The organism is Termitidicoccus mucosus (genome assembly GCF_038725785.1).
GTDB lineage: Bacteria > Verrucomicrobiota > Verrucomicrobiia > Opitutales > Opitutaceae > Termitidicoccus > Termitidicoccus mucosus.
Genome location: NZ_CP109796.1, coordinates 6,243,295 through 6,270,167, shown reverse-complemented (window position 1 = coordinate 6,270,167; position 26,873 = coordinate 6,243,295). Strand labels below are relative to the sequence as shown.

General features: G+C 59.0%; 26 protein-coding genes and 1 pseudogene. 22 read left to right on the top strand and 5 right to left on the bottom strand.

The window, feature by feature from the left end; translation table 11 throughout:
- Positions 1 to 168 precede the first annotated feature (168 nt).
- Both OH491_RS22120 and OH491_RS22115 read right to left on the bottom strand, forming a co-directional pair.
- Positions 169 to 1,431 carry an ammonium transporter gene (locus tag OH491_RS22120; protein ID WP_068769013.1) on the bottom strand — a complete coding sequence of 421 codons (1,263 nt, stop codon included), beginning with the start codon at positions 1,429 to 1,431 and terminating at the stop codon, positions 169 to 171.
- Between the two features lie 357 nt (positions 1,432 to 1,788).
- A complete protein-coding gene (locus OH491_RS22115) occupies positions 1,789 to 3,075 on the bottom strand; it encodes a glucose-1-phosphate adenylyltransferase (protein WP_068769785.1) in 1,287 nt (428 codons plus the stop codon).
- A 92-nt stretch (positions 3,076 to 3,167) separates the two neighbouring features.
- On the opposite strand from OH491_RS22115, the gene glmS reads away from it, so the two are divergent.
- The 20 genes and pseudogenes from glmS to OH491_RS28255 all read left to right on the top strand — a co-directional run.
- Positions 3,168 to 5,018, top strand: a complete 1,851-nt coding sequence (gene glmS, locus OH491_RS22110) for a glutamine--fructose-6-phosphate transaminase (isomerizing) (protein WP_068769014.1) — start codon at positions 3,168 to 3,170, stop codon at positions 5,016 to 5,018.
- 132 nt (positions 5,019 to 5,150) lie between these two features.
- Complete coding sequence (trpE, locus tag OH491_RS22105) at positions 5,151 to 6,671, top strand: anthranilate synthase component I (RefSeq protein ID WP_068769015.1); 1,521 nt, start codon at positions 5,151 to 5,153, stop codon at positions 6,669 to 6,671.
- An 80-nt stretch (positions 6,672 to 6,751) separates the two neighbouring features.
- Positions 6,752 to 7,228 carry a deoxycytidylate deaminase gene (locus OH491_RS22100; RefSeq protein ID WP_068769016.1) on the top strand — a complete coding sequence of 159 codons (477 nt, stop codon included), beginning with the start codon at positions 6,752 to 6,754 and terminating at the stop codon, positions 7,226 to 7,228.
- Positions 7,229 to 7,361: 133 nt separating this feature from the next.
- Positions 7,362 to 7,919 (top strand): YqgE/AlgH family protein, encoded by a 558-nt coding sequence (locus OH491_RS22095; RefSeq protein ID WP_068769017.1) that lies wholly within the window; start codon positions 7,362 to 7,364, stop codon positions 7,917 to 7,919.
- A gap of 111 nt (positions 7,920 to 8,030) precedes the next feature.
- Positions 8,031 to 8,885 carry a ParA family protein gene (locus OH491_RS22090; RefSeq protein ID WP_068769018.1) on the top strand — a complete coding sequence of 285 codons (855 nt, stop codon included), beginning with the start codon at positions 8,031 to 8,033 and terminating at the stop codon, positions 8,883 to 8,885.
- A 63-nt stretch (positions 8,886 to 8,948) separates the two neighbouring features.
- Complete coding sequence (locus OH491_RS22085) at positions 8,949 to 9,761, top strand: ABC transporter permease (protein WP_068769786.1); 813 nt, start codon at positions 8,949 to 8,951, stop codon at positions 9,759 to 9,761.
- Between the two features lie 17 nt (positions 9,762 to 9,778).
- Positions 9,779 to 10,633 carry an ABC-2 family transporter protein gene (locus tag OH491_RS22080; RefSeq protein WP_084441864.1) on the top strand — a complete coding sequence of 285 codons (855 nt, stop codon included), beginning with the start codon at positions 9,779 to 9,781 and terminating at the stop codon, positions 10,631 to 10,633.
- 1,428 nt (positions 10,634 to 12,061) lie between these two features.
- The gene (locus tag OH491_RS22075; protein WP_068769019.1) at positions 12,062 to 13,384 is read left to right on the top strand and encodes a TonB family protein; all 1,323 of its coding nucleotides are present in this window, start codon (positions 12,062 to 12,064) and stop codon (positions 13,382 to 13,384) included.
- Positions 13,385 to 13,434: 50 nt separating this feature from the next.
- A complete protein-coding gene (locus OH491_RS22070) occupies positions 13,435 to 14,202 on the top strand; it encodes a hypothetical protein (protein ID WP_342750709.1) in 768 nt (255 codons plus the stop codon).
- Between the two features lie 134 nt (positions 14,203 to 14,336).
- On the top strand, positions 14,337 to 14,864 hold the full coding sequence (locus OH491_RS22065) for a hypothetical protein (protein ID WP_342750708.1): 528 nt from the start codon (positions 14,337 to 14,339) through the stop codon (positions 14,862 to 14,864).
- 5 nt (positions 14,865 to 14,869) lie between these two features.
- Positions 14,870 to 15,892, top strand: coding sequence for a hypothetical protein (locus OH491_RS22060; RefSeq protein WP_342750707.1), 1,023 nt, complete (start codon positions 14,870 to 14,872; stop codon positions 15,890 to 15,892).
- 114 nt (positions 15,893 to 16,006) lie between these two features.
- Positions 16,007 to 16,894 carry an O-antigen ligase family protein gene (locus OH491_RS22055; RefSeq protein ID WP_342750706.1) on the top strand — a complete coding sequence of 296 codons (888 nt, stop codon included), beginning with the start codon at positions 16,007 to 16,009 and terminating at the stop codon, positions 16,892 to 16,894.
- Positions 16,895 to 17,203: 309 nt separating this feature from the next.
- Positions 17,204 to 17,377, top strand: a complete 174-nt coding sequence (locus tag OH491_RS22050; RefSeq protein WP_342750705.1) for a hypothetical protein — start codon at positions 17,204 to 17,206, stop codon at positions 17,375 to 17,377.
- A 60-nt stretch (positions 17,378 to 17,437) separates the two neighbouring features.
- Positions 17,438 to 18,394, top strand: coding sequence for a hypothetical protein (locus OH491_RS22045; protein ID WP_342750704.1), 957 nt, complete (start codon positions 17,438 to 17,440; stop codon positions 18,392 to 18,394).
- A gap of 94 nt (positions 18,395 to 18,488) precedes the next feature.
- Positions 18,489 to 19,106, top strand: a complete 618-nt coding sequence (locus OH491_RS22040; RefSeq protein WP_342750703.1) for a hypothetical protein — start codon at positions 18,489 to 18,491, stop codon at positions 19,104 to 19,106.
- Complete coding sequence (locus OH491_RS22035; RefSeq protein WP_342750702.1) at positions 19,007 to 20,455, top strand: hypothetical protein; 1,449 nt, start codon at positions 19,007 to 19,009, stop codon at positions 20,453 to 20,455. The genes OH491_RS22040 and OH491_RS22035 overlap by 100 nt, the downstream gene beginning before the upstream one ends.
- Positions 20,456 to 20,521: 66 nt before the next feature.
- Positions 20,522 to 21,007, top strand: coding sequence for a hypothetical protein (locus tag OH491_RS22030; protein WP_342750701.1), 486 nt, complete (start codon positions 20,522 to 20,524; stop codon positions 21,005 to 21,007).
- Between the two features lie 112 nt (positions 21,008 to 21,119).
- The gene (locus OH491_RS22025; RefSeq protein WP_068769021.1) at positions 21,120 to 21,629 is read left to right on the top strand and encodes a hypothetical protein; all 510 of its coding nucleotides are present in this window, start codon (positions 21,120 to 21,122) and stop codon (positions 21,627 to 21,629) included.
- Positions 21,630 to 21,973: 344 nt separating this feature from the next.
- Positions 21,974 to 23,494, top strand: coding sequence for a MobF family relaxase (mobF, locus tag OH491_RS22020; RefSeq protein ID WP_342750700.1), 1,521 nt, complete (start codon positions 21,974 to 21,976; stop codon positions 23,492 to 23,494).
- Positions 23,491 to 23,685: pseudogene (locus OH491_RS28255) on the top strand (AAA family ATPase); the annotation flags it as partial. The gene mobF and the pseudogene OH491_RS28255, both read left to right, overlap by 4 nt.
- Before the next feature lie 32 nt (positions 23,686 to 23,717).
- Here the strand turns inward: OH491_RS28255 and OH491_RS22015 are convergent.
- A complete protein-coding gene (locus OH491_RS22015; protein WP_342750699.1) occupies positions 23,718 to 23,906 on the bottom strand; it encodes a hypothetical protein in 189 nt (62 codons plus the stop codon).
- Between the two features lie 250 nt (positions 23,907 to 24,156).
- Here OH491_RS22015 and OH491_RS22010 point away from each other — a divergent pair, with 250 nt between their 5' ends.
- Together OH491_RS22010 and OH491_RS22005 are read left to right on the top strand one after the other, a co-directional pair.
- Complete coding sequence (locus OH491_RS22010; protein WP_342750698.1) at positions 24,157 to 24,375, top strand: hypothetical protein; 219 nt, start codon at positions 24,157 to 24,159, stop codon at positions 24,373 to 24,375.
- Between the two features lie 268 nt (positions 24,376 to 24,643).
- Positions 24,644 to 24,766, top strand: coding sequence for a hypothetical protein (locus OH491_RS22005; protein WP_342750697.1), 123 nt, complete (start codon positions 24,644 to 24,646; stop codon positions 24,764 to 24,766).
- 984 nt (positions 24,767 to 25,750) lie between these two features.
- Here OH491_RS22005 and OH491_RS22000 read toward each other — a convergent pair.
- Positions 25,751 to 25,918: a hypothetical protein gene (locus OH491_RS22000; RefSeq protein ID WP_342750696.1), complete on the bottom strand. Its 168-nt coding sequence runs from the start codon at positions 25,916 to 25,918 to the stop codon at positions 25,751 to 25,753.
- Between the two features lie 636 nt (positions 25,919 to 26,554).
- Positions 26,555 to 26,869: a hypothetical protein gene (locus tag OH491_RS21995; protein WP_342750695.1), complete on the bottom strand. Its 315-nt coding sequence runs from the start codon at positions 26,867 to 26,869 to the stop codon at positions 26,555 to 26,557.
- Positions 26,870 to 26,873: the final 4 nt, after the last annotated feature.

The following is a 26,873-nucleotide window of genomic DNA, read 5'->3' as shown; positions in this document are numbered from 1 at the left end:
GCCTTTTTTTATTTATATAACCCATTGTAAACAAACCAGGCCGAAGCATCGCCTTTTGGCGCGTCTCTTGTATCATTCCCGGCCGCGCGTATTCGTATAAAACGACAAAACAAACACCGGCCCCTGTGCGGGGGTCGGTGTTTGTTGGCATGGCTTTTGGCCGGTGGCTCAGGATTTGAGCGAGGATTGGAAGTCCGGGTAGGCTTCGTTGCCGTGCTCGCCGATGTCGAGGCCCACCTGTTCCTCCTCGGCGGAAACGCGGAGGCCCATGACGAGCTGGATGAGTTTGAACGCGACGAGGCTGAACACGAAGGTGAACGCCCCGATGGCGACGATGCCGACGATCTGCGAGAAAAGCTGCGCGAAGCCGGCGAGCTTGCCGAAGATGCCCACCGCGAGCGTGCCCCAGATGCCGTTGACCAAGTGCACCGACGTCGCGCCCACCGGGTCGTCGAGCTTGAGCTTGTCGAAGAAGGTGACCGAAAACACCACGATGATGCCGCCGACGGCACCGATGACCATCGACGAAATCGGCCCCATTTGGTCGGCCCCGGCAGTGATGGCCACGAGGCCGGCGAGGATGCCGTTGAGCGCCATCGTGACGTCGGGCTTCTTTTGCCAGATCCAGGAGGTGAAGGTCGCGCCGAGCCCGCCCGCGGCGGCGGCAATGGCGGTGGTCACGAGCACGAGCGAGACCATGCCGGGATCGGCGGAGAGCACCGAGCCGCCGTTGAATCCGAACCAGCCGAGCCAGAGCACAAACACGCCGATCATCACCAGCGGCATCGAGTGGCCGAGGATGGGCCGGATGCGCCCGTCAACATACTTTCCGAGGCGCGGCCCAAGGATGATGATGCCCGCCAGCGCCGCCCAACCGCCCACGGAATGGACGACGGTCGAGCCCGCGAAATCATAGAAGGGCGTGGAGAGGTTGTTCAGCCAGCCGTTGCCCCATTTCCACATGCCGGTGATGGGATAGGAGACTCCGACCAGCAAGGCCGTGAACACCATGAAGGAGCCCAGCTTGATGCGCTCGGCGACCGCGCCCGAGACGATGGTGGCGGCGGTGGCGGCGAACATCGCCTGATAAAGGAAGTCCGTCCAGTAGGTGTAGCCCGCGTTATAGACCGATGTGAGGCCGGCGATGTCATTTTCAAAACCGAGCCCGAATCCGGCAAAACCAAACCAGCCTCCGCCATCACCACCCGGATACATCAGGCCGAATCCCCAAAGAGCATACGTCACGATGCCGATGCACGGCACGATCGTGTTTTTGAACAGGATGTTGGCGGTGTTCTTGGAGCGGGTGAGCCCGGATTCGACACAACCGAAGCCGAGATTCATGAAAAACACACCGGCGGCACAAGCCATCATCCAGACATTGTTAATTGTAAATAGGTTATAATCATGAGACGCACTGAACGCCTCCATGCTGGCATACTTTGGCGCCTCGGCTGGAGAAGAATCGGGTGCGGCATCCTGCGCGAAGGCAGGACATGCAAATACCAATAATCCGAGAAGGCACGCCATTCCCAGAACACGGGTTGAAATTTTGAGGTAATGCTTCATGAACATAAAATTTTGATTGGCAAAGCCTGAGAGGCCTGGAACGAAAATTTTCAAGCAAAGCACATGCCAGACACGGCAATGCATGGCCGCCGGGCTGCACGCATCGTGCGCAAAGTCCAAATACAGGGCAGGCGACATGCTCCCATTCCCCGCGTGATCGCCCAAAAAAAACGCGCGCTGATCGCGCGCGTTTTTTTGCAGCCCGTCTTCGCGGACGGCTCAAATCACCGTGTCACCCGGCACCGTGCAACCCTTCGGCACCACGACCACGCCGTCGCGGATCATCACGCCGTGCGCGTAGGTGCCGTCGGCCTTGTTGCCGAGCGAGATTTTCACGTTGTTCCCGATGCGCGCGTTTTTGTCGATGATCGCGCCCGAGATGCGGCAGTTGTAGCCGAGGCCGATGTTGGGCCGTCCGGTTTTTTCGTTGGCCGCCATCTCGTCCGGCGTCTCATAAAAATCCGCGCCCATCATCACCACGTCCTCAAGGTGGCAGCCGTTGCGCACGAAGGAGCGGATGCCGATGACGCTGTGCCTGATGAACGAGTCCTCGATGATCGAGCCGTCGCCGATCACGGCGTAGTCGAGGGAGCACTTGTTGACCTTCGAGGCGGGCAGGTAGTTTTCCGTCGTGTAGATCGGGTCCTCCTCGTCGAAGAAATTGAAGGGCGGCAGCGGCTGCGCGAGCGCGAGGTTGGCGTCGAAAAACGCCTTCACCGTCCCGATGTCCTCCCAGTAGCCCTCGAAGATGTAGGAATAGAGTTTCTTGCCGGCGAGGAGGCTCGGTATGACCTCCTTGCCGAAATCGGTCATCGTGTTGGCGAGCGAATCGTTGAGGGTCTTGCGGTTGAAAACATAGATGCCCATCGACGCGAGGCAGTGTTTCTCGCCCTTGTTCACGTGCCGGAGACTCGCCTCCAGCGTCGGGCTGAGCGTAAGGCTGTTGATGACCGCGGGATCCTTCGGCTTCTCGACAAACTCCGCGATGGACAAATCGTCGTTCACCCGCATGAGGCCGAGCCCCTCGACCTTCGAGGTCGGGAACGGTATCGCCGCGATGGTTACATCCGCTCCGGTGGCGACATGCTGCTCGACGATTTTTGCGTAATCCATGCGGTAGAGCTGGTCGCCCGAAAGGATGAGCACGATGTCATGGGGAAAATTGCGGAAATGCTGGAGATTCCGCCGCACCGCGTCCGCCGTGCCCTGATACCAGTCGGCGCTCTTTTCCGTCTGCTCGGCGGAGAGGATGTCCACGAAGCCGCCGCCAAACGGGTCGAACCGGTAGGTGTTCTGGATGTGCCGGTGCAGCGACGCGGTATGGAATTGCGTGAGGAGAAAAATCCGGTTCAGGCCGGAGTTGAGGCAGTTGCTGATTGGAATGTCCACCAACCGGTATTTCCCCGCGAGCGGCACGGCCGGCTTGCAGCGTTCCATGGTAAGAGGATACAGACGCGTGCCGCGTCCGCCGCCCATGATGACTGAGATAACATTATATGCTGGCATGATGGAATGGGGGCTATTGCCTTGCGAAAGGTTGGCGCGCCCAAATAGTTTCGCCAGCCAAAACAACTCAAATTTCGAAACCTTTTTATTTTATGTGCGGCATCGTCGGTTACGTCGGGAAACAGAAGGCGGCTTCCATCCTCATCGAAGGCCTCAAGCGACTTGAATACCGCGGTTACGATTCCGCCGGACTCGCCGTCCTTCAAGGCTCCCGCATCGATGTCGCCAAGAAAGCCGGCCGCGTGGACGTGCTGGCCAAGGCGGCTGGCCGGCACCGCTTCACCGGCACCACCGGCATCGGCCACACACGTTGGGCCACACACGGCGGCGTGACCGACGCCAACGCCCACCCGCACCTCAGCAGCGACGGCAAATTCGCCCTCATCCACAACGGCGTGATCGAAAACTACGCCGGCATGAAACGGTTCCTCGTCGGCAAGGGCTACGCCTTCGCGTCGGAAACCGACACCGAGGCGCTCGTCAACCTCATCGCCTACCACTACGAAAAGGAACCCGAGACCGACGGGAAAAGCCGCTTCCTCGAAAGCGTGCGCCGCGCGCTCATGCACGTCGAGGGCACCTATGGCATCGCCGTGCTCTGCACCGACTGCCCCGGCGAAATCGTCGCCGCCCGCAAGGCCTCGCCGCTCGTCCTCGGCGTCGGCGACCAAGAATACATCCTCGCCAGCGATGTCTCCGCGCTCGTCAGCCGCACGCAAAACGTCGTTTACCTGAAGGACGGCGAACTGCTTCACCTCACCCCGGCCAACTTTTCCATCATCACGCAGGACGAGGAGGACGTCTCGCCGGTCGTGGACCGCATCACCTGGGATATCGCCGACGCCGAACTCGGCGACTACCGGCACTTCATGGAAAAGGAGATTTTCGAGCAGCCCGCCGCGCTCGAAAACGCCATGCGCGGCCGCTTCGCCGAGGACGGCAGCACCGCGCTCTTCGGCGGCCTCAACCTCACCCCCGCCGAACTCCGCCAGGTCGATCGCCTCGTGTTCCTCGGCTGCGGCACCGCGTGGCACGCCTGCCTCGTCGCCGAACACCTCATCGAACGCTTCGCCCGCGTCCCCGTCGAGGTGGACTACGCCTCCGAGTTCCGCTACCGCAACACCCCGCTCGACCGCGACACGCTCTTCTTTGTGATGAGCCAGTCCGGCGAAACCATCGACACCCTCGGCGCCCTCCGCGAGGCCAAGCGCAAGGGCTTCAAGGTGCTCGCGATCAACAACACCGTCGGCTCCAGCATCGCCCGCGAATCCGACGGCGGCATCTACCAGCACGTCGGCCCCGAGATCGGCGTCGCCTCGACCAAGGCCTTCACCTCGCAACTCCTGCTCGGCGCCATCATCGCGCTCTACATCGCGCGCATGCGCGACATGAGTTTCAACGACGGCGTCGAATACGTGAAAGCCGTCAAGTCCGCCCCCGCCCTCGTCCGCCGCGTCCTCGAGCAAGCCCCGCGCATCCGCGAAATTGCGAAACGCTACGCGCACTACAAGGACATGCTCTTCCTCGGCCGCCTCTCGCTCTTTCCCATCGCCCTCGAAGGCGCGCTGAAGCTGAAGGAAATTTCCTACATTCACGCCGAAGGCTACCCCGCCGCCGAGATGAAGCACGGCCCCATCGCGCTCGTGAGCCCGGAATGCCCGGCCGTCTTCTTCGCCCCCCGGGGGGAAATCTTCAACAAACTCGTCTCCTCGATCCAGGAGATCAAGGCGCGCCACGGGAAAACCATCGTCATCACGACCGAAGGCTGCGAACTTCCCCCCGGCGTGGCGGACGAGATCATTTATCTGCCCGACTGCCACGAGGCCGTCCTCCCCGTGGTCGCGACCATCCCCGTGCAACTCCTCAGCTATTACATCGCCGTCGAACGCGGCTGCGACGTGGACAAGCCCAGAAACCTCGCGAAGTCGGTGACGGTGGAGTGAAGAGTGAACGAAGCGTTGCGCCCGTCGCGGCGTTGCGTGAAATCCCCAAACGCGTCCCACTCAAAGGCTCGACAAGACCGCCCGACAGCGCGTTGCTCCCTGTCCGGCCATCGCCGCGCGCACCTTTTTCCAATGCAACTCACTCCCGACCTCGACACCTTCATCCGCCTCGCCGGGCAGGGCAACGTCATCCCGGTTTACACCGACCTCATGGCCGACTTCGAGACGCCCGTCTCCGCCTACGCCAAGCTTAAGGGCACCGGCCCCTCCTACCTGCTCGAATCCGTCGAAGGCGGCGAAAACCTCTCGCGCTACACCTTCATCGGCTGCCGCCCGCGCAAAGTCTTCGTCTGCGGACCCGACCTCACCGAAATCCGCACCCCCGACGCCTCCGGTTCCATCACCCCCGCCAACGCGCGCCGCCAGACCATCCCCACGCCCGCCGATCCCCTCGCGCTCATCGAAGACGAGATGCGCCACCATCACCCCGTCGCGCTCCCCGGCCTGCCGCGCTTCATCGGCGGCGCGGTCGGCTTCGTCGGCTACGAATACATCACCCGCATCGAGCCCACCGTCCCCGCCGCCACGCCGTTCGCCGCCGACGAACTCGGCACGCCCCTGCTCTACTTCATGCTCACCGATTCGCTCGTCACCTTTGACCGCGCGAAACAAACCCTCCGCCTCTGCGTCAACGCCCATGTCCGCGACGGCGACGCCTCGGCCGCCTACGACGCCGCGGTCGCCGAACTGCGCCATCTCCACGACCTCCTCCGCCAGCCCAGCACGCTTTCCCCCGCGCCGCTGGTCGAGCCCGGCCCGGTCACCGTCCCGCCGGGCAACTTCACCCGCCCCGACTTCGAGCGCATGGTCAACGACGTGAAGGAATACATCCGCGCCGGCGACATCATCCAGATCGTCCCCTCGCAACGCTTCACCGCCCCGTTCACCAAAACCCCGCTCGACCTCTACCGCGCGCTTCGCACCGTCAACCCCTCGCCCTACATGTTCATCCTCGACACCGGCGACGCGGCCATCGTCGGCGCCTCGCCCGAGGTGCACGTGCGCCTCACCGACGGCCTCGTCGAAATCCGCCCCATCGCCGGCACGCGCAAGCGCGGCGCCACCCATGCCGACGACCTCGCCCTCGAAAAAGACCTCCTCGCCGACGAAAAGGAACGCGCCGAGCATCTCATGCTCGTGGACCTCGCCCGCAACGACATCGGCCGCGTCTGCGATTACGGCACCGTGCACGTCCCCGAGATGATGGTCATCGAACGCTACTCGCACGTCATGCACATCGTCTCGCAGGTCGAGGGCCGCATCCGCGCCGGGAAAACCGCCTACGACCTCATGCGCGCCACCTTCCCCGCCGGCACCGTGAGCGGCGCGCCCAAGATCCGCGCCATGCAAATCATCGCGCAAAACGAACCCGCCCGCCGCGGCTTCTATGCCGGCGCGCTCGGCTACTTCGGTTACGACGGCAACCTCGACTCCTGCATCATGCTCCGCACCGCGCTCATCAAGGACGGCCTCGTGCACATCCAGGCCGGCGCCGGCATCGTCGCCGACAGCGTGCCCGCCAGCGAATACCAGGAAACCATCAACAAAGCCTCCGCCCTCTTCAAAGCCGTCGCCATCGCCGAACAATTCTGAGCGCCCTTCCAATCGTTCTCGTTCTCTTTTGCCTTTTCAGATTCAAGCAAAGAGAACGATTTCAACCCTTCAGCCCTTTTATGAGCGCCGACATAAAATCCCTCATCGACAACGTGGCCGACCTCGTCGCCGCCGCGGACGAACGCCCCTCGTGGGACGACTACTTCATGGCCACGGCGCTGCTCCTCTCCACCCGCTCGCCCTGCGAACGCCTGCACGTCGGCTGCGTGATCGTGAGCGGCGGCGCGCGCAAAAACCGCATCGTCGCCGCCGGCTACAACGGCTACCTGCCCGGCTCCCCGCACATCTCGCGCGTGCGCGACGGCCACGAGCAGGCGACCGTGCATGCCGAGCAAAACAGCATCGCCGACGCCGCCCGCCGCGGCAGCTCCGTCGAAGGCTGCATCGCCTACGTGACCCATTACCCGTGCATCAACTGCGCCAAAATCCTCGCCGCCGCCGGCCTCGCGGAAATCCGTTATCGCAACGATTACAACAACGACCCGCTCGTCCGCCCGCTCCTTGACGAGGCCGGCGTGAAAATCCTCCAGCTCTAGCCGCCTCTCCCGGGAGCGCGGGCATGGCAGACCGTCGGCCTTCAGCCTCGAAACCTGCCCTCGGCCCCGTCCCATCCGATCCAGTGGGCCACGTTCACGCCATCACGCCGCCACACCACCACCGCCACCCGCCATGCGCGATTTCTCATCATCCGAACACTCCGCCCTCGCCGGCTCGCTTCTGCTGGCGCATCCCGCGATGTCGGATGGCAATTTTCGCCGCTCGGTCGTGCTCCTCTCCGCGCATGACGAGAACGGCGCGATGGGCGTCGTGCTCAACCGCCCGCTCGGCAAAAATCTCGGCCAGCTCGACCCCGCCTTCGCGCTCACGAAACTCGCGGACGTGCCCCTTTACCAAGGCGGCCCGGTCGAGACCGCTCGCCTGATGCTCTGCGGCTGGCGTTTTCATCCCGACGGCTCCGGCTTCCAGCTCATGTTCGGCATCGACCCGGACAAGGCGCTGCACCTGCTGGACACCGATTCCGTCCACCTGCGGGGATTCATGGGCTATTCGGGCTGGTCCGCGGGCCAGTTGGAAGAGGAACTGAAGCGCCAGACCTGGGTGATCAGCGCCCTGCGCCCGGACACCTTCGGCACGCCGGACCAGCGGCTCTGGAGCAACCTCCTCGGCTCGCTCGCCCCCGAGTGGAAGCTCCTCGCCAACGAACCCGACGATCCAACGTTGAATTGAGCGCGGCCGCCGCCGGCACCCATTTTTGAAATCTGGGATTTCATGGTTTGGGATTTTCCTCTTGTTACTTGCCACCTGTTACTTGTTACTTCCTCTTTCCTTTCCCCCACCATGGGCAGCCTCGTTTTCACCATCGCCAATCAAAAAGGCGGCGTCGGCAAGACCACCACCGCCGTCAATCTCGCCGCCGCCTTGGCGGATAAAAAAATCCCGGTGCTGCTCGTCGATCTCGATCCGCAGGCCAACGCCACCAGCGCGCTCGGCATCGAAAAGGAGGAGGGCCGCAGCCTCTACGGTCCGCTCCACGGCGAAGGCGCGGCGCTCGACATGATTGTCGCGACCGACGTGAAAAACCTCTCTCTCATCCCCAGCGAGGAGGACCTCGCCGCCGCCGAGATCGAGCTCGCCCAAACCGAAAACTACCTTGCCCGCCTCCGTGCCGTCCTTGAGCCCGTCAAGGCCTCCGGGCGCTTCCGCGTCATCATCATCGACTGCCCGCCCTCGATGGGCATGCTCTCGATGAACAGCCTCGCCGCCGCCGACCACCTGCTCATCGCCCTCCAGTGCGAATACATGGCGCTCGAAGGGCTCGGCCAGATCCTGCGCAACGTGGAGCGCATCAAGGAAGCCGGCGTCAACGCCGCCCTCTCCGTCGGCGGCATCGTGATGACGATGTATGACATCCGCACCAATCTCTCGCGCCAGGTCGTGGACGAGGTTCGCCAGCATCTGCCCGACAAGATTTTCAACACTGTCATCCCGCGCACCGTGCGCCTGAGCGAGGCGCCCAGTTTCGGCAAAACCATCTTCGCCTACGACCCGCTCTCTCCCGGCGCCTCCGCCTACAAAAATCTCGCCAGGGAAATCAGCGCCCGCTTCGAAATCGGCGGAGCGGCCCCCGCCAGACCGCCCGCGGCAATCGAGCCGCCCGCCGTCCCGCCGCCCGCGTCCGCCGAAACGACATAATTCGACTTGAATCGAATCACGCCGCGTCCGCTTCCACGGACGCCCGCCGTCACTCACAAAATCATGCGCGCCGCCCTGAACAAATACCGCCACGTCTTCCTCGTCGGCTTGCAGGGCAACATCGTTTATCGCTGGCACTTCACGCTGCGCGCCACGTTTTCGTTTTTCCATCTCATCGTCGTTTTCCTGCTCTGGGGCGCGGCCTACGCGGGCAAGACCGAGATCGGCGGCTTCGCGCTCGACCAGACGCTCACCTATTTCGTCACCATGATGGTGCTGCAATTTTTCATCAGCGCCTTCAACGAGGACTACCAGATCAGCGAGGAAATCCGCAACGGCCTCATCAACCAGTTCCTGCTCAAGCCGGTCAACTACTTCATCTACCGCCTCAGCATTTTCGGCGCGGCCCGGCTCGTGTCCGGCCTGCTCGCGTTCGTGCCGCTGCTCGTCGCGCTCCCGCTCATCCACGATCAACTCGCCTACCCCGGCGAGGCGTGGCGTCTCTGGCTCGGCCTGCCCGCCGCCGCCATGTCCGCGCTCATCCAGTTCTCCATCGCTTTCTGCTTCGGCATGCTCACGTTCTGGTTTCTCGAAATCCAGTCCTTCATCATCCTCTCCTACGCGATCGAGACGCTTCTGGCCGGGCAGGTTTTCCCGCTCGACCTGCTCCCTCCCGGCATCTACCGCCTCTCGCAGTTCCTGCCCTATTATTATCAGATGTATTTCCCGGTCGCGATTTTCACCGGCCGCATCAACGACCCCGCCGCCGCGCTGGGCGGCCTCGGCCTCCAGTTCTTCTGGCTTGTCGCGCTCCTCGCGCTCGCGCGCCTGCTCTGGCTCCGCGGCCTCCGCCGCCACACCGCCGTCGGAGGATAAAGAATGCAAAATGCAGCATGAACGATAAAACAAACCCCATCACGCCTGGCGCGGAGCATTCCCGCGAGCCGGCCCGCGCCGCCCGGCCAAACTATCTCCGGCTCTGGCTCGCGTCGGCGCGCTACTCCGTCGTCCGCGCCATGATGTTCCGCATGGACTTCCTCATGTGGACGCTCGTGGAGCTTTTCTGGATGGGCGTCAACGTCGCGATGGTCGCCGTCATCTACCGGCACACCGACTCCATCGGCGGATGGAGCCAGTATGAAATGCTCCTGCTCATCGGCACCTCGATGATCATCCAGCGCCTCATGATGGGCTTCTTCTGGAGCAACATCTTCGAGTTCGGCCGCAACATCCGCACCGGCCACTTCGACTTCTTCCTCGCCCAGCCCGGCAACGTGCTCTTCATGGTCTCCACGCGCAAGCTCGACCTCGACAGCCTCGCCAACGTCGTCGTCGCCATCGCCGTCGTGATCTATTCCGCGGGCAAACTCGGGCTCCATCCCGGCGTCCTCGACATCGCCGCCTACATCCTGCTCCTCGCCTGCGGCCTCGCGGTCAACTACAGCCTCATCGTGCTCGCCGTCTCGCTCACCTTCTGGGTCATCAAGACCGAGGGCATCGAGGGCAGCTACTTCTCGCTCACCGAATTTTCGCGCCTGCCGCGCGAGGTTTTTCGCGGCCTGGCCAACGTCATATTCGTTTATGCGCTCCCCGTCGTCATCGTGACCAACATCCCCGCACGCGCGCTGCTCGGCGGCATCCGCCTGGCCGACGCCGCCTGGCTTGTCGCCGTCTCCGCCGCTTGGTTCGGCCTCGCTGTTTTCGTCTTCCACCGCGGCCTGCGCCGCTACGCCAGCGCGAGTTCGTAGCGCGGGCATCCTGCCTGCCGTCGTTAAAAGGTCGCGCGAAGCGCGGCATTTTTTCAGGAAAAACAGCCAGCGGCGCTACGCGCCTTTCTGTTTCGACGGCAGGCAAGGATGCCTGCGTTATCTTCACGAATAAGTCGCTCGTATTAGCGGACTTATTTGATGGTTAGTGGTTTAGAACAGGAAGAGAGTGGCAGGTCGGAGAGGAAAAGTGAAGCAAAAAACACCGTTTCTGGCAACTTTTTGGCAACGGCATGCGGTTTCCGCAAAGGTGTCGCCTCGCTTGTATCCATAATTTGAATACGAAATTAAATTCGGATTAAATAATGGGGAATCCGCCCGGTTTGGCGAGCCCGGATTTCCGGGATTTCCCGTACCGGTGCGAGCGGGGGTGTTTCCTCTCCTCCATGCGCGCCTGCCCGAATGGTTGTTCTGGCGACGCATGCGTGGAATGCCGCAAGTCGCGTGCCGCCGGTCGGCGTGTGCGGGTCATGGCTGGCGTGTGCCGTATGCTTTTGCTGCCGGCGGCGGCCGGCACACCTCCGCGCCCCATAGTTGCGGATCGGGTGTGGTGTGCAAGGTGGAGGCGCGACGGAGGAGCGCACGACCTTGCACGCCACGCCATCATCAGCAACGGGGCGCGACGTGTGGTCTTTCCCCGCTTGCCAGGTCAAGGCATGGCCGGGTGCGTTTCAGGGGGTTCCGCCGCGCGCAATACGTTTGGGGCAGCCTCCCGCCCTTGGCAAACGACCATCGGGCGCATGGGTTTCACCCTGTTTTCGCCTGATAAAATCCCCGCGTGCCTGCGGTGCATGCCTGACATCGGGCAGACGCGCGGCCTGCCGGTTGCCTGCCGGCCCGGAAAGCAGTCGCGGGACGCCCGGAGCGCAGCGAGGACGCGCCCGTGTCTGCTTCCACGTGCCGCGTGGTTTTTGCCGCCCCGCCGCGTGGACGCGACGCAAAGCGAGGGACGAGCGCGCGGCGCGCCTTCGCGGGCGTCGGCCCTGCGGTGGCTCGCCGCTTCATCAGCCGTGTCGTCAGGATGGCCCGCCATCTTGTCATTAAAATTGGATACATGACGGGATCAATTTCAGAGACAAAACCCTATTATTGTAAAAAAATGGGAAATCTGATTGACGAGATGAAGGTAACTATATGTAATTTTGATACTTGCTTGTGTCCTCTGCTTGATTTGAACCGCACCCCCTCCCCAATTTTCCAATCATGCGCATTCCTAATAAACGTCCCAAAACATGGTTTGTCATTGGGGGACTTGCTCTCGCGGCAGTCGGTGTGATCGCCGGGGTGCGGTTTTTCTCTTCAAACTGGACCGCTCCGGCGTCTTCATTGCAATTTTCCCTAAAACCTTCGGTAGCCCAGACAACAGAGCCGTCCGCACTCGATGGGGAGGTGCAGTCGGGCACGAATGGGTTGGCTGCCCCAAAGCAGGAACAGAAAAAAACGGCGAAAACGTCCACGACGGAAGGGTTGCGCCTGCTGGAGCGGGCGCGGGCCTTGGAGCTCGGATTGAACGGAACACAGGTGGACCTGCAAAAGGCGTTTGCGCTCTACCGACAAGCCGCCGCGCTAGGCAGCGCCGAGGCATGGTATCGCATGGGCGTGCTCGCACGGGACGGAAAAGTGGACGGCGTGGACGCCAAAAATGCGATGGGATTTTTCAAAGAGGCTGCCGATGCCGGCTACACCGATGCCTACGCGGCTCTTGCCCGCGCTTACATGGAGGGGAAAATTGTGAAGGCCGACGAGGTGCGGGCGGAGTTTTACTTGGAAAAGGCCATTGAAGCGGGCAGCAGCGAGGCGAAGTTTTTGAAAGGCGCTCGCCTCGTCGAGGTGCCGGGGCGCGGCGACGAGGGACTGGCATTGCTACTGGATGCGGCAAAGGACGGCAACGCCGACGCGCTGCAAACTGTCGCCCGCCTCTACAAGGACGGCAAGGTGGTCGCCCAAGACCCCGCGCTGGCGGAGGAGTGGCTGCGCTTCGCCATCGAGAACGGCTCCAGCAAGGCGAAATACGAACTGGCTCAACTCATGCTCAAAAACGCCCGTGCCACTGGCGTGCAACTCACCCCGGCGCAAGCCTCGGAGAGGGTCGGCCTGTTGACGGATGCCGCTCGCGACGGCAACGCATCGGCGGCCAAGGCGCTCGGCCTCATGATGCTGGGGGGCGAACCTTCTCTGAAAAACCTTCTGGCGATACGGGACTACGCCGAGCAGTCGTTTGACGCGGGTCGCGACGACGCCGCTCTCCTCGTGGCCTTGACTTATGCGCTGGGCAGGAACCCCGATACCGCGATGCAATGGTTGGAACTTGGCGCGGCGGGTCAGGATTGGAGGAGCCGGTATGCGCGGCACCTCGCCCGCGAAGGCATCGACGTTTATCAAGCGATCAGGACGGCAACCAAGGCGACTTATTCGGAATGGAACGACATCGTCACGGCGAATTCACTAAAGGTGAAATCAGAGGGCATTACGCCGCCGAAAATTCTCTCCATGACCAAGCCGAAGTTCCCGAGCGGCTTCGCCTCGCTTGACGTGAAGGGCAGCGCGGTGGTCGAGTTCGTTGTGGCCGAAAACGGCACGCCGCAGGGCATTCAAGTGGTCAAGAGCACGCACCCCGAGTTCGCCGACGCGGCCGTGAACGCCGTGAAAACGTGGAAATTTACGCCCGCTAAAAAAAATGGTCAATCCACGCCCATCAGGATGAGGATTCCGGTTGATTTTCATAATAAGTAACTGACTGAGCTTTCATATCCCCGGAAATTAATGCCGAAAAATCAAACCAGATGAAAATCAAGCTTACCATTCTATCGCTGATAGTCACGCTGTCATTTATATGCCGACTCGGAGCCTACGAAGTCATAATGATGGATTTAGATAACGATGGTATCCCAGAGACAGAGGTTGTCGTGATGGATGGAATTACTGTTGGCGGCGGCGGGGATGATGGACCACCAGGCGGTGATTACGAACCGCCTGAGTGGCCGGAAATTCCTGAATGGCCCGACTATGATCCTTGGGATGATTTGGAATACGATTGGAACTGCGTTGACTGGGATGAAATAAACACATCGGTATTATTTTTTCCTATTAATGGGGTCGGGCTTACAATGGGACAGGATACCAGCTCCCTTGTAGGATGGTGCCAAGTGGTGAATGGACATTTAGTGGTTATGATCACTGAAAATAATTGGGGCAAATTGAGAGACGCGAGGGAAGCAGGCAACGACCTTGTGGCTAATATATTGCGAGAAAGTGTTAACGTCCATGAAGAGAATCATATTAATGGGGCGATTCAAAGAAATCCAATATTAGGGGGTGATTACGATGGTCTGACATTGCCCGAGGGGGCACAATTAGGGAGTTCGAACGGATATAAAAGCGAAAGCGAATACCTTGCTCATCAGGCACAGATAGAGTTTATAGAAAGAACCATTAATGATGGATCATTTAATGGTGAGGATCTGACCTCCGTTGATGAAGCCATGCTAAACGCTGCTCTCGCAGAGGTCAGGCTTATGCAAGGAACTTATAATTATGCGCCGGGCAACTAATATTTATTCTTTTAGCACGGGACCGCTTCAATGGTATATAAGTGAATAAAGGACCCCGGAGCAGACTCCAAAAATAATGGATTATTAAAATAATAAAAATAATGTCAAATAAAATATTATACTGCATTATCGGAATGGCATTTTCTATTTCCTTAAACGCCGAAGCAATATCGGCTAATTCTGGGAGTATTCCAGATACCGCGATCCGATATACTGTGACGCTTGAGCCTCGTGCGGGGGGGCTTCAAATGAAATTTATTTTTGTAAATGATTCAGAAAAAGAATATCATCTATGGGAACCCTCGATAGGGATTCCCGGATATACTTCATTGTTTTTTTCGACAGACAAAACGCCGATGATCTCAAGCAACAAAGACTGGGCTAGTGAGTACGTTCCGAACGGTGGGTCAAGATTGATGACCCATACTATTAAATCAGGCTCTTCTGTTGAAATATGGCTGCCGATCGGAGTATTTTATGATAAAATTTATAAAAAAATAAAAGAGGATAATGTATATATCTATTGGGGGCTCTCGGTAATGGTGGCTAACTACAATTCTTCCTCTATTAAGAAAGGAGAGACCCCGCCGAAGTTGACATATACTTCGCTTCCTCGGATTGGAGGCATGCTAACCCTGCCTAGGGGGACGATTGTTAAATAAACATCGTGCCTCTTTCGGCTTTGTGTCGAGCCTTGACTGGTCTGCTGTTTTTGGCATCCGCGACAACTGGCTGCGTTTTGCCGGGGAAAAAACAGCCGGGGCCGGATGCGCACACCTCGCCGCACATGGGAGCCAATGTCGCCGCAATCACACCCGTCACTGTTCCCCCGGCGTTGGGGAAAGCCAGTTTGCATGCGGACCCGAATTTCATGCCGCCGACGGGGAGCGGCGTCGTGGCAATCAAACCCGCCGCCGTTCGCGACGGGAAAGCCAGCGAACGGGACGAATTCAAACCGCTCATTGAGGCTGCGACCAAGATGGACCGTTTTTCTTTTTCCTGCAAATCATACACCTATAAGGAAACATACGACCGCCCGGACGGCAGAATCGCCAAAACGATATATCATTATAATGCCGCGAAGCCGCCGGCGGAAAGACGCGCTATGGTTCTTCTTCACAACAGGCCGCCCACTGAGAAGCAAAAAAATGCCATCGCGGAAGGTGCGCTCGAGTTATACGGAAAAAAGAAAAAGCGCAAGGAATGGATAAAAGCACTGGAGGCGAATATTAAACACGGTTCGTGCCATATGGAAGCCCTTGGCAATGTATTAAAATATACATTCCTGACGCGCCATCGATCTGATTATGAATTCAACAGGTTCTATATAAAAAACGAGGACTATGGTGTCAGGCAGGAACGGAGAATCGAATACATGGTCGATATGTCCACGGGCGACCTCGTTGACTATAAAACGATTTTTCGCGACGGGATCAGGGTGCGCGACACGGCGGGCGTGGAACTGGAGCTTTTGGAAATTCGCAGGACTTTCAGCCATGCTCCTGACTGTGAAATGCCGCTTTCCACCACCTACCATGTGCGCCTGCGAACAGCCGCCCCGGTGGCGGAGGATGGTGCAAAGGCGGAGGGGGCGATCACGGGAATAGGCCGTGATTTCAAAAAAGTGACATGCTATGACGACCGTCTCCGCGTTGATATCGGCGAGGGCGAGGTTATCGGCATGGAATAATACAATGGCTAGGGATATGCAAACCACATTCCAACCATGGGTTTCCATAAATCAATTTTTCTCGAATGAAAGGTGGCGGGCGTGCTTTGAGTCGCCGATAGAATGCGGATGGTCATGGCGGCGATGGTCGCATGGCTGTGCCTGCCCTGTTGCTCTTCCTCCCATCGTGCACTGCGTGTTGTTGTGTCAATCATGGCGGCAGGGGCGGCGGTTTGCCTTGCTCTCACCGGTTCGCGTGGGCCGATTCTCGCGGGATTATTGTTATTCATCGCGATTTTCTTTCTGACGCGTCGCCATGGTCTGGTTTTACGCAGGTATGCCGCCGTGCCGTGCGTGACCGGATTGATGGCCCTGCTTCTTTCGCTTTTCATATTTCCGGCGGGTAAGCGCATAGGAGACATGGTAGGCGGCGGCGATGCCTCCATCCTCAACCGCCTCGAATTATGGCGGGCGGCGGGGCCGATGAGTTTTATTGAACCGCTAACGGGAATCGGCATCGGGGAGAGCGGGCATTTTTTCAGCCAGTGGTATCAGCCCGAGCGCCTGAACTATTCCTACACGGGATTGTTGAACAGCTATCTTGAGATTGCGGTGGAGCGGGGGTTGCCGGCGTTGGGGTTGGTGTTGTTTTTTGGGTTTATGGTGATGGCGTCGGTATGGTTTGGCGTCTGCCGTGGCCCGGACTGCCAAGTCCGTCTGTGCCTAACAGCAGGCAAATCTGACTGTCCGCGTTATGTCTCCGCGTTCGGAATTTGCGCGGCGGTGTCACTGCTGCCGGTGCTGCTGTGCGGACTGACCTGCACAGCGCAGGATTACATGACGGTAAACTGGATTGTCCTGTTTAATGTCGTGGTGCTGTGCACCCGTGCCTTTGTCCTCCGACGCGTTCTGCCTTGGGCGAAGCTGGCAAGCGGAACGCGTGTTTCGCCGCGTTGGCGCTGGCGGGCTTGTGGGGCTGGGGCAGGCTTTACGTGGGTGATTATGATTTACGGGCGGGGTTGACGGAAGGTGGCGCGATCAGGCTCATAAAAACAGAAACGCCCGGCGGAGAGGTTTCGGCGGATGCGCAAAAGCTGCTGGTTTTCTGCGACCGGGCCGAACTCGGCACATTATACGGCAAGAAATTGCGGGCGATGCTGTCAGCCAGTCCGCTGTATCGCGGTGATTCTTGACCCAAGGCGCGCCCGCCCGAAACTCTGCCCATGGGCAATTATGACATCGCCGTATTTGGCAACGCTGTCCGCTGGCTGCCCAGCTTGCCGCCGCTAGGGACCAAACGCTGGCTTGATTCACCCGCGCGGCGGGTTTGTCATGCCACCGAAAGAAATTTTAATGACGGTGTGGTTGCCCAAATATGACAGCACGGGCGGAGATGCAGCATGGAGAAAAGAAACCCGGGCCGGCATCATGCAACGGGAAAGCGGCTCGCTCGGTGGTTTTTGCGGCATGGATGTCATCAATCAAGCGAAAGGATTTTTTTGGTGACGCAACGATTTTACATGCGGAAAAAGCGCACAGGCGTCCCGCCCGTGTTTTTCAGCGGTATTGCCCTTTATCTGGTTCTCACGACGGGCATTATTCTCGCGAATCCGTTTTTGCCCGCAGCTGACGCTGGGCGATCTGAATCAGGACGGAGATTTGTTTCTGCGCATCAAGCTATGCACAGTCGAGCTTTCGGAGGGGATTTCTTTCGAGGTGCTTATTGACCACGCGACAGAAACGGAAGATTACGTCGCGCCGGGCAGCCGGTTTCATTTGCTGCCCTTCGAGACCTCCGTGTGGGAGCGCGAGACCGGCGAATTTTTATGGGAAACACCGGGTGGAGGCAAAATGGCTGTCCATGCCCGGGAGGATGCGGTTCCGAAAAATCCGCCGGATATCCGAATGGGCGGATTCCCCGCCCATTTTCCAAAGTTTGCCCGGTTAAATAACACTCTGGCGGGATGGAATGACGAAGGGGACGCATGGGTGAGGAATGAAAACTGGGAGCTGGGTTATAAAAGCGGCGGTTTGGCCGCGATTCGCAACCCGGAAAACAAGCTCCTCTCGGTCAAGGCCAACGGTGGCAAAATTGCCGAAATTCGCGCCGGAAACCGGGTGCTGGCGTCCGTGGAATGGAGCGCAAGCGGAAATCCGTCGGTGCTGCGCTGCGGGGAAAACCGTTATGTGTTTGTCGAGGACGAGCAGGGGCGGATGGCGCGGATCATCGACGAGGAGATCGGGACCGCAATCATCGAGCTTTCTTACAACAAAAACGGTTTGGTCGAGCGGGTAAGGCGAATCGGAGCCAAGGACATGAACGTTTCGTGGAAGGCAAACAGAGGATATGGACGAGGCGATTCCTTTTATAGAAAACCTTTCAGTGTAGAGAAAATCAACGATACCAAATACGATTATTTTCGCGCCGGAAACCGGGTGACGATGAAAATGAAGCCACCGGACGGAGACTGGAAGCGCCTGCGATGGGAGTTACAAAACGGGAGGGTAACGCTCGTCCGCTAGACAGCGCCACGGTGTGATTTGAAGATTAAGGCCAACACCACTTGATTTAACTACAGATGAACGCAAATAGATGCGGATAAAATCCAATAATATCATGAAGCAACAAATGTTAATGCCTGTTTTGATTCGTGTCTATCTGTGGTCAAAAATCATTGGCCGGGCCGCATTGCATTCAAGACAGGTTTTCGGTCTTGTTCTGGCGTCGATTTCCTTGACGTTTCAGCATGCTCATGCCGCGTCTGAAAAGGAACCCGCGCCAAGCGGCGTCCGCCTGCCGGTGGTGGTTTCAAAATCTATCGGAGCAGAGATCAAAGACCACTTGGTCATTGGGCCTTTTCAAATCAAAAAAGGGGAGGATTTTGACAAGATTGATTATCTGGAGCGCGTCAATCTAAGCGAAAGCATCGCCAGCGTGGATGAATTTTCCAAGAAATTAAAAGCCATCGGGGTGCCGGATGGGGAGGGCACGATTTATCCAAAGTGGTTCGTCATGAACGAGCGCCGCCATTTTGTTGATTTTAATCATGCTTTCAACCAACCGGAATCAAAGGAAACGGATGGAATGGTCGCCTATGTCGCGTTCAATGTAACATCGACCAAAAAAACCAACGCATGGATGCTGATCGGCAGCACGGGCGTATCCCGGTGTTTGCGAACGGAAACGTGTTTTCGCCCCAAGGGCAGGCGATCCCTGTTCATATACAGGATTTGACCAAAGTGCCGATTGCACCGGGTGACAATCTGGTCGTGGTGAAAATACCAAGGCAGGATACCTTGTGGGATTTTGCGCGTACTTGTCCGGCCGGAGTAAAACCGCCCAAGCCGCTTGCGGCGCAATCCTCGCTCGAAAAATCCATCATGAGAAAGAATATTTATTATACATTTGATGAGCCAGTGGCGGCCGCCCCCAGAGGCGCGCCTTTCTCTGTCAAATTTACCGGGCATGTCCGTTCAATCACGGGCGAACGGACAGGGGGGCTGGTGGGCAACAAGGTGCAATGGGACAAGGCAACTGCGCAAAGCGGACTGCACAAGGTGGTGCTTGAGGTCAACGGCAAGGAATATTATGAAAGGCTGCTTGTCGGACACCCGGCGCATGCGCTTCAAGACGCCCTTTTGGAAATAGACGCCCTTCCTTTCCGTTTGCAGGAGCATGGCGGTTTTGCGGCACTCAAGGCCCGGCTTGGATTCCTTGCCTCCCAATTTGAGAAAAACAATGCAGGGAAGGGCGAGAATCCCGATCCGATTGGCGGCGGGCGCGGTTGGGAGCGCCGGTTTGTGCATGAGCTATGGATCACACAGGAGGCATTGATGCGAGTCCGCCGGGGCGAGGAGCCGTTTTCCCATGTGACCGGCCTGCATTTGAATGGTTTTGTATCAAGAATCGACGATTCCCAACAATGCTACCGGATATATGTTCCTTCCTGCTATAAAAAGGACGCTTCCGCTCTGCCGCTTGTCGTCATTCTTCCCACCGCCGTTTCCGCCGCCAAACCCTTTTTGGAAAGTCCGTTTCTGGACGATCATCATCTGGCGGACCGAATGGCCAAACTCGCGGAAAGGCACGGCGTCATTTTGCTTTGGTCCGGCTATCACAACCGACCCACCGGCCTGCCGATGGAATCCGCCCATCTCGCGGAGGTGCTGGAAGCGGTTGGCCGGAATTATCTATTTGATCGCAATCGCGTGACCTTGATGGGCATGTGCAGCGCCGCACCGCTGGCTTTCGATGCCTGCGCAAGCTGGCCCGGACGTTTTGCCGGGATCGCCGTCCTGAACCCGGAATTTGTCCTCGACCAAAACATGCCCCGAAACCTTGTGGCCGCTTTTTCGAAAAGAAAGGAATTTCGGGAATGGTTTATGAGAGGAGATCGGATGAGTGCTTTTCTAAAAAAAAACTCCCGATGTTTTTATCATCAACGACGGCGGCAACGAACCGGGGCATGGGGATTTGAAAACATCAAAGGCATTCGTAACCAAGGCCGTGCGTGCGGGCGCGCCTGTGCGTTTGAAACGCCGCCCAGAAGGAGTCGGCACATTTGGGCGCATGGGAGGATTTGATTGAATGGGCCGCGCAGCGCGTGGAATTAGCTGGGAGGATGGCGCGGAGCGCGTCCGCCGGGCTCGGTGCAGGACGTGCTGACAGAGAAATTTTGGGTGGTGATCGGGTCGACGGGAAACGATGAGGAGAACGCGGCCAACGCCACCGTCGCGGAGGCGATTCAAGCCGGGTGGCGGAAAACCCATTTCAGCGGATGCCGGATGGTCATGGATAGCGAACTGGCGGCAGAGGAAATGCGGAACTCCAATCTCGTGCTCATCGGCAACGCACGGACGAACTCGGTCTGGCGCGAGTTGGACAGGGGACTGGGCGTGACGATAACAGGAGACGGCATCACTTGGGGCGAACGGTCATGGTTTGGCGACGGCATCGCCATTCAAGCGGTCATGCGCCATCCGAAAAACCCGGCGCGGCGCATCGTGGTGGTCGGCGGGCTGAATTTGTCGCCCGAGTCGTTCGGAACGTTGAACCTGTCGCGGGACGGTTGGTTTCGTTACGCGGTATGGGGCGGCGGCGATGACGGACCGGAATTGAGGGACGCGAGCCTTTGATACCTAAGCGGCTATATTTGGAGCGGCATCTTGCCTCTCCGGAAACCCGGGCAAATTACACCTAAGCGAAAGCCCCTATTTCCCGATGAAATGATGGAATATCATCCACCGCATGAACACATGCGAAAGGATTTCTGCCGCCGAACAGATCAACCAGCTGCACTCCCGCGTGGAAGCGATTTCCAGCCAGTCGCGGACACTGCTCGATGAAGCCTTGTCGGCGGCATGGCAGGCGGGCAAATTGCTCCTCGCCGAAAAACACCGGGTTCGCAAACAGATGGATGCGGGCTCATGGCTTCTGTGGCTGGAGGCCAATTTCAAGGGGAGCGTCCGCACTGCCCAACGCTACATGAAACTTGCCCGCACGGTTGCGGATACATCCGCCTTTGCTGGCATGAGTTTGAGGCAGGCGTATGCGCGCCTCGGCATCGCCACCGAACCAAAACGGAAGTCCGAAAACGCCATTGCCCTCCAGTTGCCCCGCCATGTGAGTTTGTCAAACAGGCTGGTGCTTGCTCTGCGGCAAGACTTGCACCCGTCCCGTGGCAAACTCTCGCATGAATCCATCCGCCGGGACCTCCGGCCTCTCTACGAAATTCTCCGGAAGTGTTTTTCTGAATAGCCTCCCATAACAAACAGGCGAGTGCCAGTTTTTCAACCCGGACGGCATGGGATCGCGGTGCTTGCGGAAGCTCCCAAGAGCTGGAGCAAATACCGTGTTCCCATGCCCGTGCCGCAGTCATTACCGGCGGGACAATGGCGGGCCGAAACAGCGCAGCGCGGCCCGCATTTGTCCATGTCCGGTGCGCGTGTTCGTTTTCACAGATTGAAGAAAAAGCGCTTCGGTTGACGCGGTCGCAAGTGCGACCGGCATGCGGCCTCACTTATGAAAGACTCCGCGTTGCGCCTGGGCGCAAGGAGTAGGGTGTCTCAACCAAAAGAAACGAGGCTTCGTTTCATAAGTGCATGGCCGCCGTGTCGGCAAATGTGACCATGATACAGACAAAAATCCAATATAACCTGAAAACTGCGAGGCAGTATTTTCGCGAACATCTGGGGCAGGGCGACTATTATTCCGAGGGGCAAAAAGTCCTCGGCGAATGGTTCGGCCAAGGTGCTGACAAACTCGGCCTGGATGGCCCCGTGACGGAAAAATCCTTCATCGCCTTGTGCGAGGGATTGCATCCGCAAACCGGCTTGAAACTGGGGCAGCGCATGAACTCGGTCAGGCGCGAGGGCGGTCGGGCCAAGGCCAACCGGCGCGTCTTTTTTGACTTCACGATGGCACCTCCAAAAAGCGTTTCCATTGTCGCACTTTATCAGGATGAGCGTATTATCGAGTTGCACGAAAACGCTGTCCGAATGGCCCTGTCGGAACTCGAAAAGCGTGCGGAAACGCGGGTGCGCAAATCCAGTAAAAACGGCGAACGGGTTACCGGAAACATCATCAGCGCGTGCTTCCGCCATGAGACGAGCCGGGAACTCGATCCGCATCTGCACACCCACTGCGTGGTCATGAACGCGACCTTTGACCCGGTGGAAGACAGGTGGAAGGCGCTGGAGCCTTCGGGCATGTATCGGGCGCATCGGTTTGCCACCAACCTTTACCGGCATGAACTGGCCAAAGGGCTGCGTTCCCTCGGCTATGAAATCCTCAACAGCCCGGCGGGCTTCGAGATAAGGCATGTCCCCGCCAGCGTCATCGAACGGTTTTCCAAGCGGCATCATCAAATTGACGAGGAGGCGCGCAGGCGGTTGCTGGAAGGCGAGTCCCCTGAAAATATCAAAGACCTGCGCGAACAGATCGCGCACGGGAACCGCCGACGAAAACTGAAGAACTCGAATGCGGAGCGGTTGCGTGCCCGATGGTGCGGGGAAATGCAGCGTGAAGAAGTCGCCGCCCTGAAAGCATTGACGACGATAGTGCCTTTGCCTGCGGTCAAGCCGGCCCTGTCCGGCATCATGCAATGGGCCGAGCAGCATCTTTTTGAGCGGCGCTCCGTCGTCCATGAGCATGAGTTGCTGGCCGCCGCCTTGGAGCGTGGACGCGGGCAGGACTTCGATCTTGATGCGTTGCGCCAGGCCCTGTCGGAGCGCGGTTATCTGAAAGAGCCGGGAACGGACAAGCTCACGGTGCGCGAAGTTTTTAATTGCGAACTGGCAGTCGTGATGGCCGCCGCCGATGGGCGCGGCGGTTTCCCTGAATCAAACTATCAGGCGTCTCCGGCGCTTTCGCATGAACAGGCGATGGCCGTAAAAAGATCCTCGGCAGTTGTGATTTTATCACCCTGTTTCGCGGTGGTGCCGGAACGGGAAAAGTTTTGCCCTGAAAGAAGTGGCACGGGGCTGTCGGCGGCACAAAGACCGGTCGTGTTGGCAACGCCAGCAAGCGCAGGACTTGCAGGCGGACGGGCTGGAGGCCGAAACGCTTGCGTCGTTTTTGCAGCGAAAGCAACTGCCTCAAAACGCGGTCGTGATGGTGGATGAGGCAGGTCGGGGCGCAACAGCTCGCTGAATTGATTTGTGTCGTGCAATCGAACGGCGGACGGCTGATCCTGTCCGGGGACACCCGGCAGCGAGCCGTTGCGTTTTCCGATGCGCTGCGTGCCATTGAAAGCCATGCCGGACTGAAACCGGCCGTGCTCCGGTCGATCCGAAGGCAGGACCCGTCGCGGGCCGGGACATCGGCGGAACGCACATTCATCCGTCATTACAGAAACGCGGTGAAGCTGGCGGCGGAGGGAAAACCGCGGAGTCGTTTGACGCTTTGGATCGTCTGGGCTGCATCCGCGAAGTCGCCGTCGAGGACTGTCGGAATGCGCTTGCCTCGGAATATCTGGCCGCCGTTGAGCGAAAAGAGGTGCTGGTAGTCGCCCAAACAAGGGAGGAGGTTCGTCAAACCAATGAGGCAATCAGGGCGAAATTGTTTGAAGCAGGCATCATTGGTCGCGGAGTGCGTCGACACCTGCCAGCCTGTTGACCTGAATGCGGCCCAGAAAGTGGACCCTCGATTTTACCAGTCCGACTACCATGTGTTTTGTTCGTGGTTACGGCCGGTTTGCCAAGGGGACATTTGCCCCGTGGTCGGGACGGATGACCATGGCGTCATTCTGGAAAGGACGGCGTATCCAGCAGGGTGAGCTTCCGTTATGCGGGCGTTTTATCGCCGCAATGCCCGTGTCCTGAAGTCGCCCGGGGACCGCTTGCAGGTCAAGTTCAACGGCAACTCGCGCGAGGGCCACCGCATCAACAACGGCGAACTGGTCACCGTGCAAAGCATCGCGGATGACGGAGCCGTCGTGGCGACGCGAGGGAATCGAGAAAACGATGGAGCCCGCCCAGCGGCTTTTCGTGCGGGTATGCGGTGACCTCCTGGCTCGCAAGGCAAGACGGTCGATACGGTGTTGATGGCGGATGCCGGCAATCAGGCCGCCACCCACGCGCATCAATGGTATGTGTCTGTCTCCGGGGGAAAGCAGGGCTTGTACGCCCGACAAGGCGGCGTTGCGGGAGCATGTCCGGCAGGCCGGGGCGAGCTTGCCGACTTGAAGCTGGGGATGACGCGTCTGACGCGGGCAACAGGGTGTCGAGGCAGTGCTTCATCGGGCAGGATTACCGCATGAGGAAACTGCGTATATGGAAAACAACATTAATCATCAAAAGGAATACGAATATGAGCTTAAAAGCAGCGTTATTGGCCAAGAGGTTCAAGCATCTACTGCATGGAAAGGCATTACGGGCATGAGCCCGTTGCCATGATCCGGCTTTGTCCGTGGCAGGAAACGGAATGGATGCTGCGGTGGTCTGGTTTGAACTCGCTGAGTCTCGCCCGCGAAGGCAGGAACGGCTGGAATTGCACTTCGCCCGCCATCACGTGACAGTGATCGGGTTTTGCCTGCACGAGATGCTGGAGGACATCCAGCCTTCAACTGGGCTGCATGCGCAGTTTTCCCGCGTCGTATCGGACAACGTTTCCGGCCACGGAGGCATTTATCGAGCAACTGCTCGTCCAGCCAAAACAGAGCCGGCATCGCCACCAGTCAGGTGACCTGAAGGATTGGCTGTTCAGAAAACGACACGGAATGCGTTTCGTGTCGTTTTCTTTGCGATGGGGTCGTTTGAGAGTAAAAAGCCCTGCGTGGTGCAGGGCTTGCGGGCGATTTTCGGAGGAAATTTCCCACGTGGGAAATTCGTTACGACGATTGCGCGGATGCGCGCGGCTTGAGAGGAATGCGGATGCTGCATTCCAGCGTCCACGCGAGCGGAGCGTCTGCGCGTGCACATCCCCGCGGCGCAAAAACGACGGCATGGCACAGGCGGGGCGGCCACCGCGCCACACCGCCACCGTTTAGCCGCGAGCCGGCCCGGCTCGGGCTCGGCGGCGGCAATGGTGACGCCGGCGTCGTTCGCCTCCGCCGTTCGCTTCCGGCCTTTCGCGCCGCTCCCGGCATGATGGCATAATTTTGAAGAAAGCGTCGGCCTCCTGCGGCGTGGTCACGTTCAGGTAATGGCGGCGGATGATTTTTCCGAGTTGCCCGCCTGCAACGCCGCATCGCCCATCGAGCGGAATTTTCCAACGTGCATCGAAATAAACGTGTGCCGCAACACGTCATGCCCGAGTTTGAATTGCCGCCGGATGTGCGTGATTTTCCGGCCACGTTCTTCATTTTGTCCTTCGACGGAATGATAGGTATTGGTCCAACGGATACGCTTGGAGCCACGCCGCAAGATTGGGCTGGATGGTCAACGGCGCATGTTCACCTTCGACACATCTGGTTCGATGGTGATGGCGTTGTTTTCAAGCCGCACATCGGCGGCGGGCAGCTTGATCTCCCCGGGGGATGCCGGCAAACAGGCATAGCGCGAAATACGGCACGAGCGCCCGCCGTGGACGGTCTCGACGTGCGCCATGAGTTGCGCGGCTTGTGCGGCGTTCAGTGCCGGGGCCGAGCCCCGGTTATGCCCGTGCGCTGACAATGGCCTTGCCGGGTTTTCCAGCAGCCAGCCTTGGGCGAGGGCGTATTTGAAAACGTGGACAAGGTGGCGCGGCGGTTGTTCTGCGTCTTTGCCGCGGCTCCGTCCCTGCGGAGGTATTTTAGGAGTTCTTCGGTCGTCAGTTCGCCCACGCTGCGGTCGGGAAGTATTCCTTGAAGAGCGTCAATTCGATGCGGATGGCATTGAGCTGCCGCTGGCAAATGGCTTTTCGGGTCACTTCCTTGGTGCGCTCCGCGAGGCGACGATCGCATCGGCAAGGAGGTGGTCGGACTTCGGCTCGCGATGGGTTTCAAGGCCAAAACGTGGACAAGGTGGCGCGGCGGTTGTTCTGCGTCTTTGCCGCGGCTCCGTCCCTGCGGAGTATTTTAGGAGTTCTTCGGTCGTCAGTTCGCCCACGCTGCGGTCGGGGAAGTATTCGCGAAGAGCGTCAATTCGATGCGGATGGCATTGAGCTGCCGCTGGCAAATGGCTTTCGGGTCACTTCCTTGGTGCGCTCCGCGGAGCGACGATCGCATCGGCAAGGGAGGTGGTCACTTCGGCTCGCGATGGGTTTCAAGGCCAACGTCGAGGTAGAACGTCAGCGCGCGCAGCCTGTCTGAGCTTGAAACGCGGCCTCGGCCTCGCGCAACTGGGGCTCAGTAAGGAACGTGGAGTCACGCGCAAGTCCGAGTCGGCCTGCGCCTGCTTGAGTTGCAGGGTGCCGCGTTCAAGGATGGCGGCCTCCCGGGTTTTGAAGTTTTTGCGGATGCGCTCGCCGAGCAGCCAGCCGGCCACGCGGTAGGAGATCGTGCCGTTGCGATTCTTGAACGGCGATGGTGAATGCGGTCTTTTGACTTCATCGATCAGGTTGCCGCCATCAACTGGCAACTTT

Coding starts and splice junctions, on each gene's coding strand:
- OH491_RS22120 (WP_068769013.1), bottom strand. CDS start 1,431: ATGGAGGCGTTCAGTGCGTCTCATGATTATAACCTATTTACAATTAAC.
- OH491_RS22115 (WP_068769785.1), bottom strand. CDS start 3,075: ATGCCAGCATATAATGTTATCTCAGTCATCATGGGCGGCGGACGCGGC.
- glmS (WP_068769014.1), top strand. CDS start 3,168: ATGTGCGGCATCGTCGGTTACGTCGGGAAACAGAAGGCGGCTTCCATC.
- trpE (WP_068769015.1), top strand. CDS start 5,151: ATGCAACTCACTCCCGACCTCGACACCTTCATCCGCCTCGCCGGGCAG.
- OH491_RS22100 (WP_068769016.1), top strand. CDS start 6,752: ATGAGCGCCGACATAAAATCCCTCATCGACAACGTGGCCGACCTCGTC.
- OH491_RS22095 (WP_068769017.1), top strand. CDS start 7,362: ATGCGCGATTTCTCATCATCCGAACACTCCGCCCTCGCCGGCTCGCTT.
- OH491_RS22090 (WP_068769018.1), top strand. CDS start 8,031: ATGGGCAGCCTCGTTTTCACCATCGCCAATCAAAAAGGCGGCGTCGGC.
- OH491_RS22085 (WP_068769786.1), top strand. CDS start 8,949: ATGCGCGCCGCCCTGAACAAATACCGCCACGTCTTCCTCGTCGGCTTG.
- OH491_RS22080 (WP_084441864.1), top strand. CDS start 9,779: ATGAACGATAAAACAAACCCCATCACGCCTGGCGCGGAGCATTCCCGC.
- OH491_RS22070 (WP_342750709.1), top strand. CDS start 13,435: ATGAAAATCAAGCTTACCATTCTATCGCTGATAGTCACGCTGTCATTT.
- OH491_RS22065 (WP_342750708.1), top strand. CDS start 14,337: ATGGCATTTTCTATTTCCTTAAACGCCGAAGCAATATCGGCTAATTCT.
- OH491_RS22055 (WP_342750706.1), top strand. CDS start 16,007: ATGGCGGCGATGGTCGCATGGCTGTGCCTGCCCTGTTGCTCTTCCTCC.
- OH491_RS22050 (WP_342750705.1), top strand. CDS start 17,204: ATGCCACCGAAAGAAATTTTAATGACGGTGTGGTTGCCCAAATATGAC.
- OH491_RS22040 (WP_342750703.1), top strand. CDS start 18,489: ATGAAGCAACAAATGTTAATGCCTGTTTTGATTCGTGTCTATCTGTGG.
- OH491_RS22035 (WP_342750702.1), top strand. CDS start 19,007: ATGGATGCTGATCGGCAGCACGGGCGTATCCCGGTGTTTGCGAACGGA.
- OH491_RS22025 (WP_068769021.1), top strand. CDS start 21,120: ATGAACACATGCGAAAGGATTTCTGCCGCCGAACAGATCAACCAGCTG.
- mobF (WP_342750700.1), top strand. CDS start 21,974: ATGGCCGCCGTGTCGGCAAATGTGACCATGATACAGACAAAAATCCAA.
- OH491_RS22010 (WP_342750698.1), top strand. CDS start 24,157: ATGCGGGCGTTTTATCGCCGCAATGCCCGTGTCCTGAAGTCGCCCGGG.
- OH491_RS22005 (WP_342750697.1), top strand. CDS start 24,644: ATGGAAAACAACATTAATCATCAAAAGGAATACGAATATGAGCTTAAA.
- OH491_RS22000 (WP_342750696.1), bottom strand. CDS start 25,918: ATGGCGCACGTCGAGACCGTCCACGGCGGGCGCTCGTGCCGTATTTCG.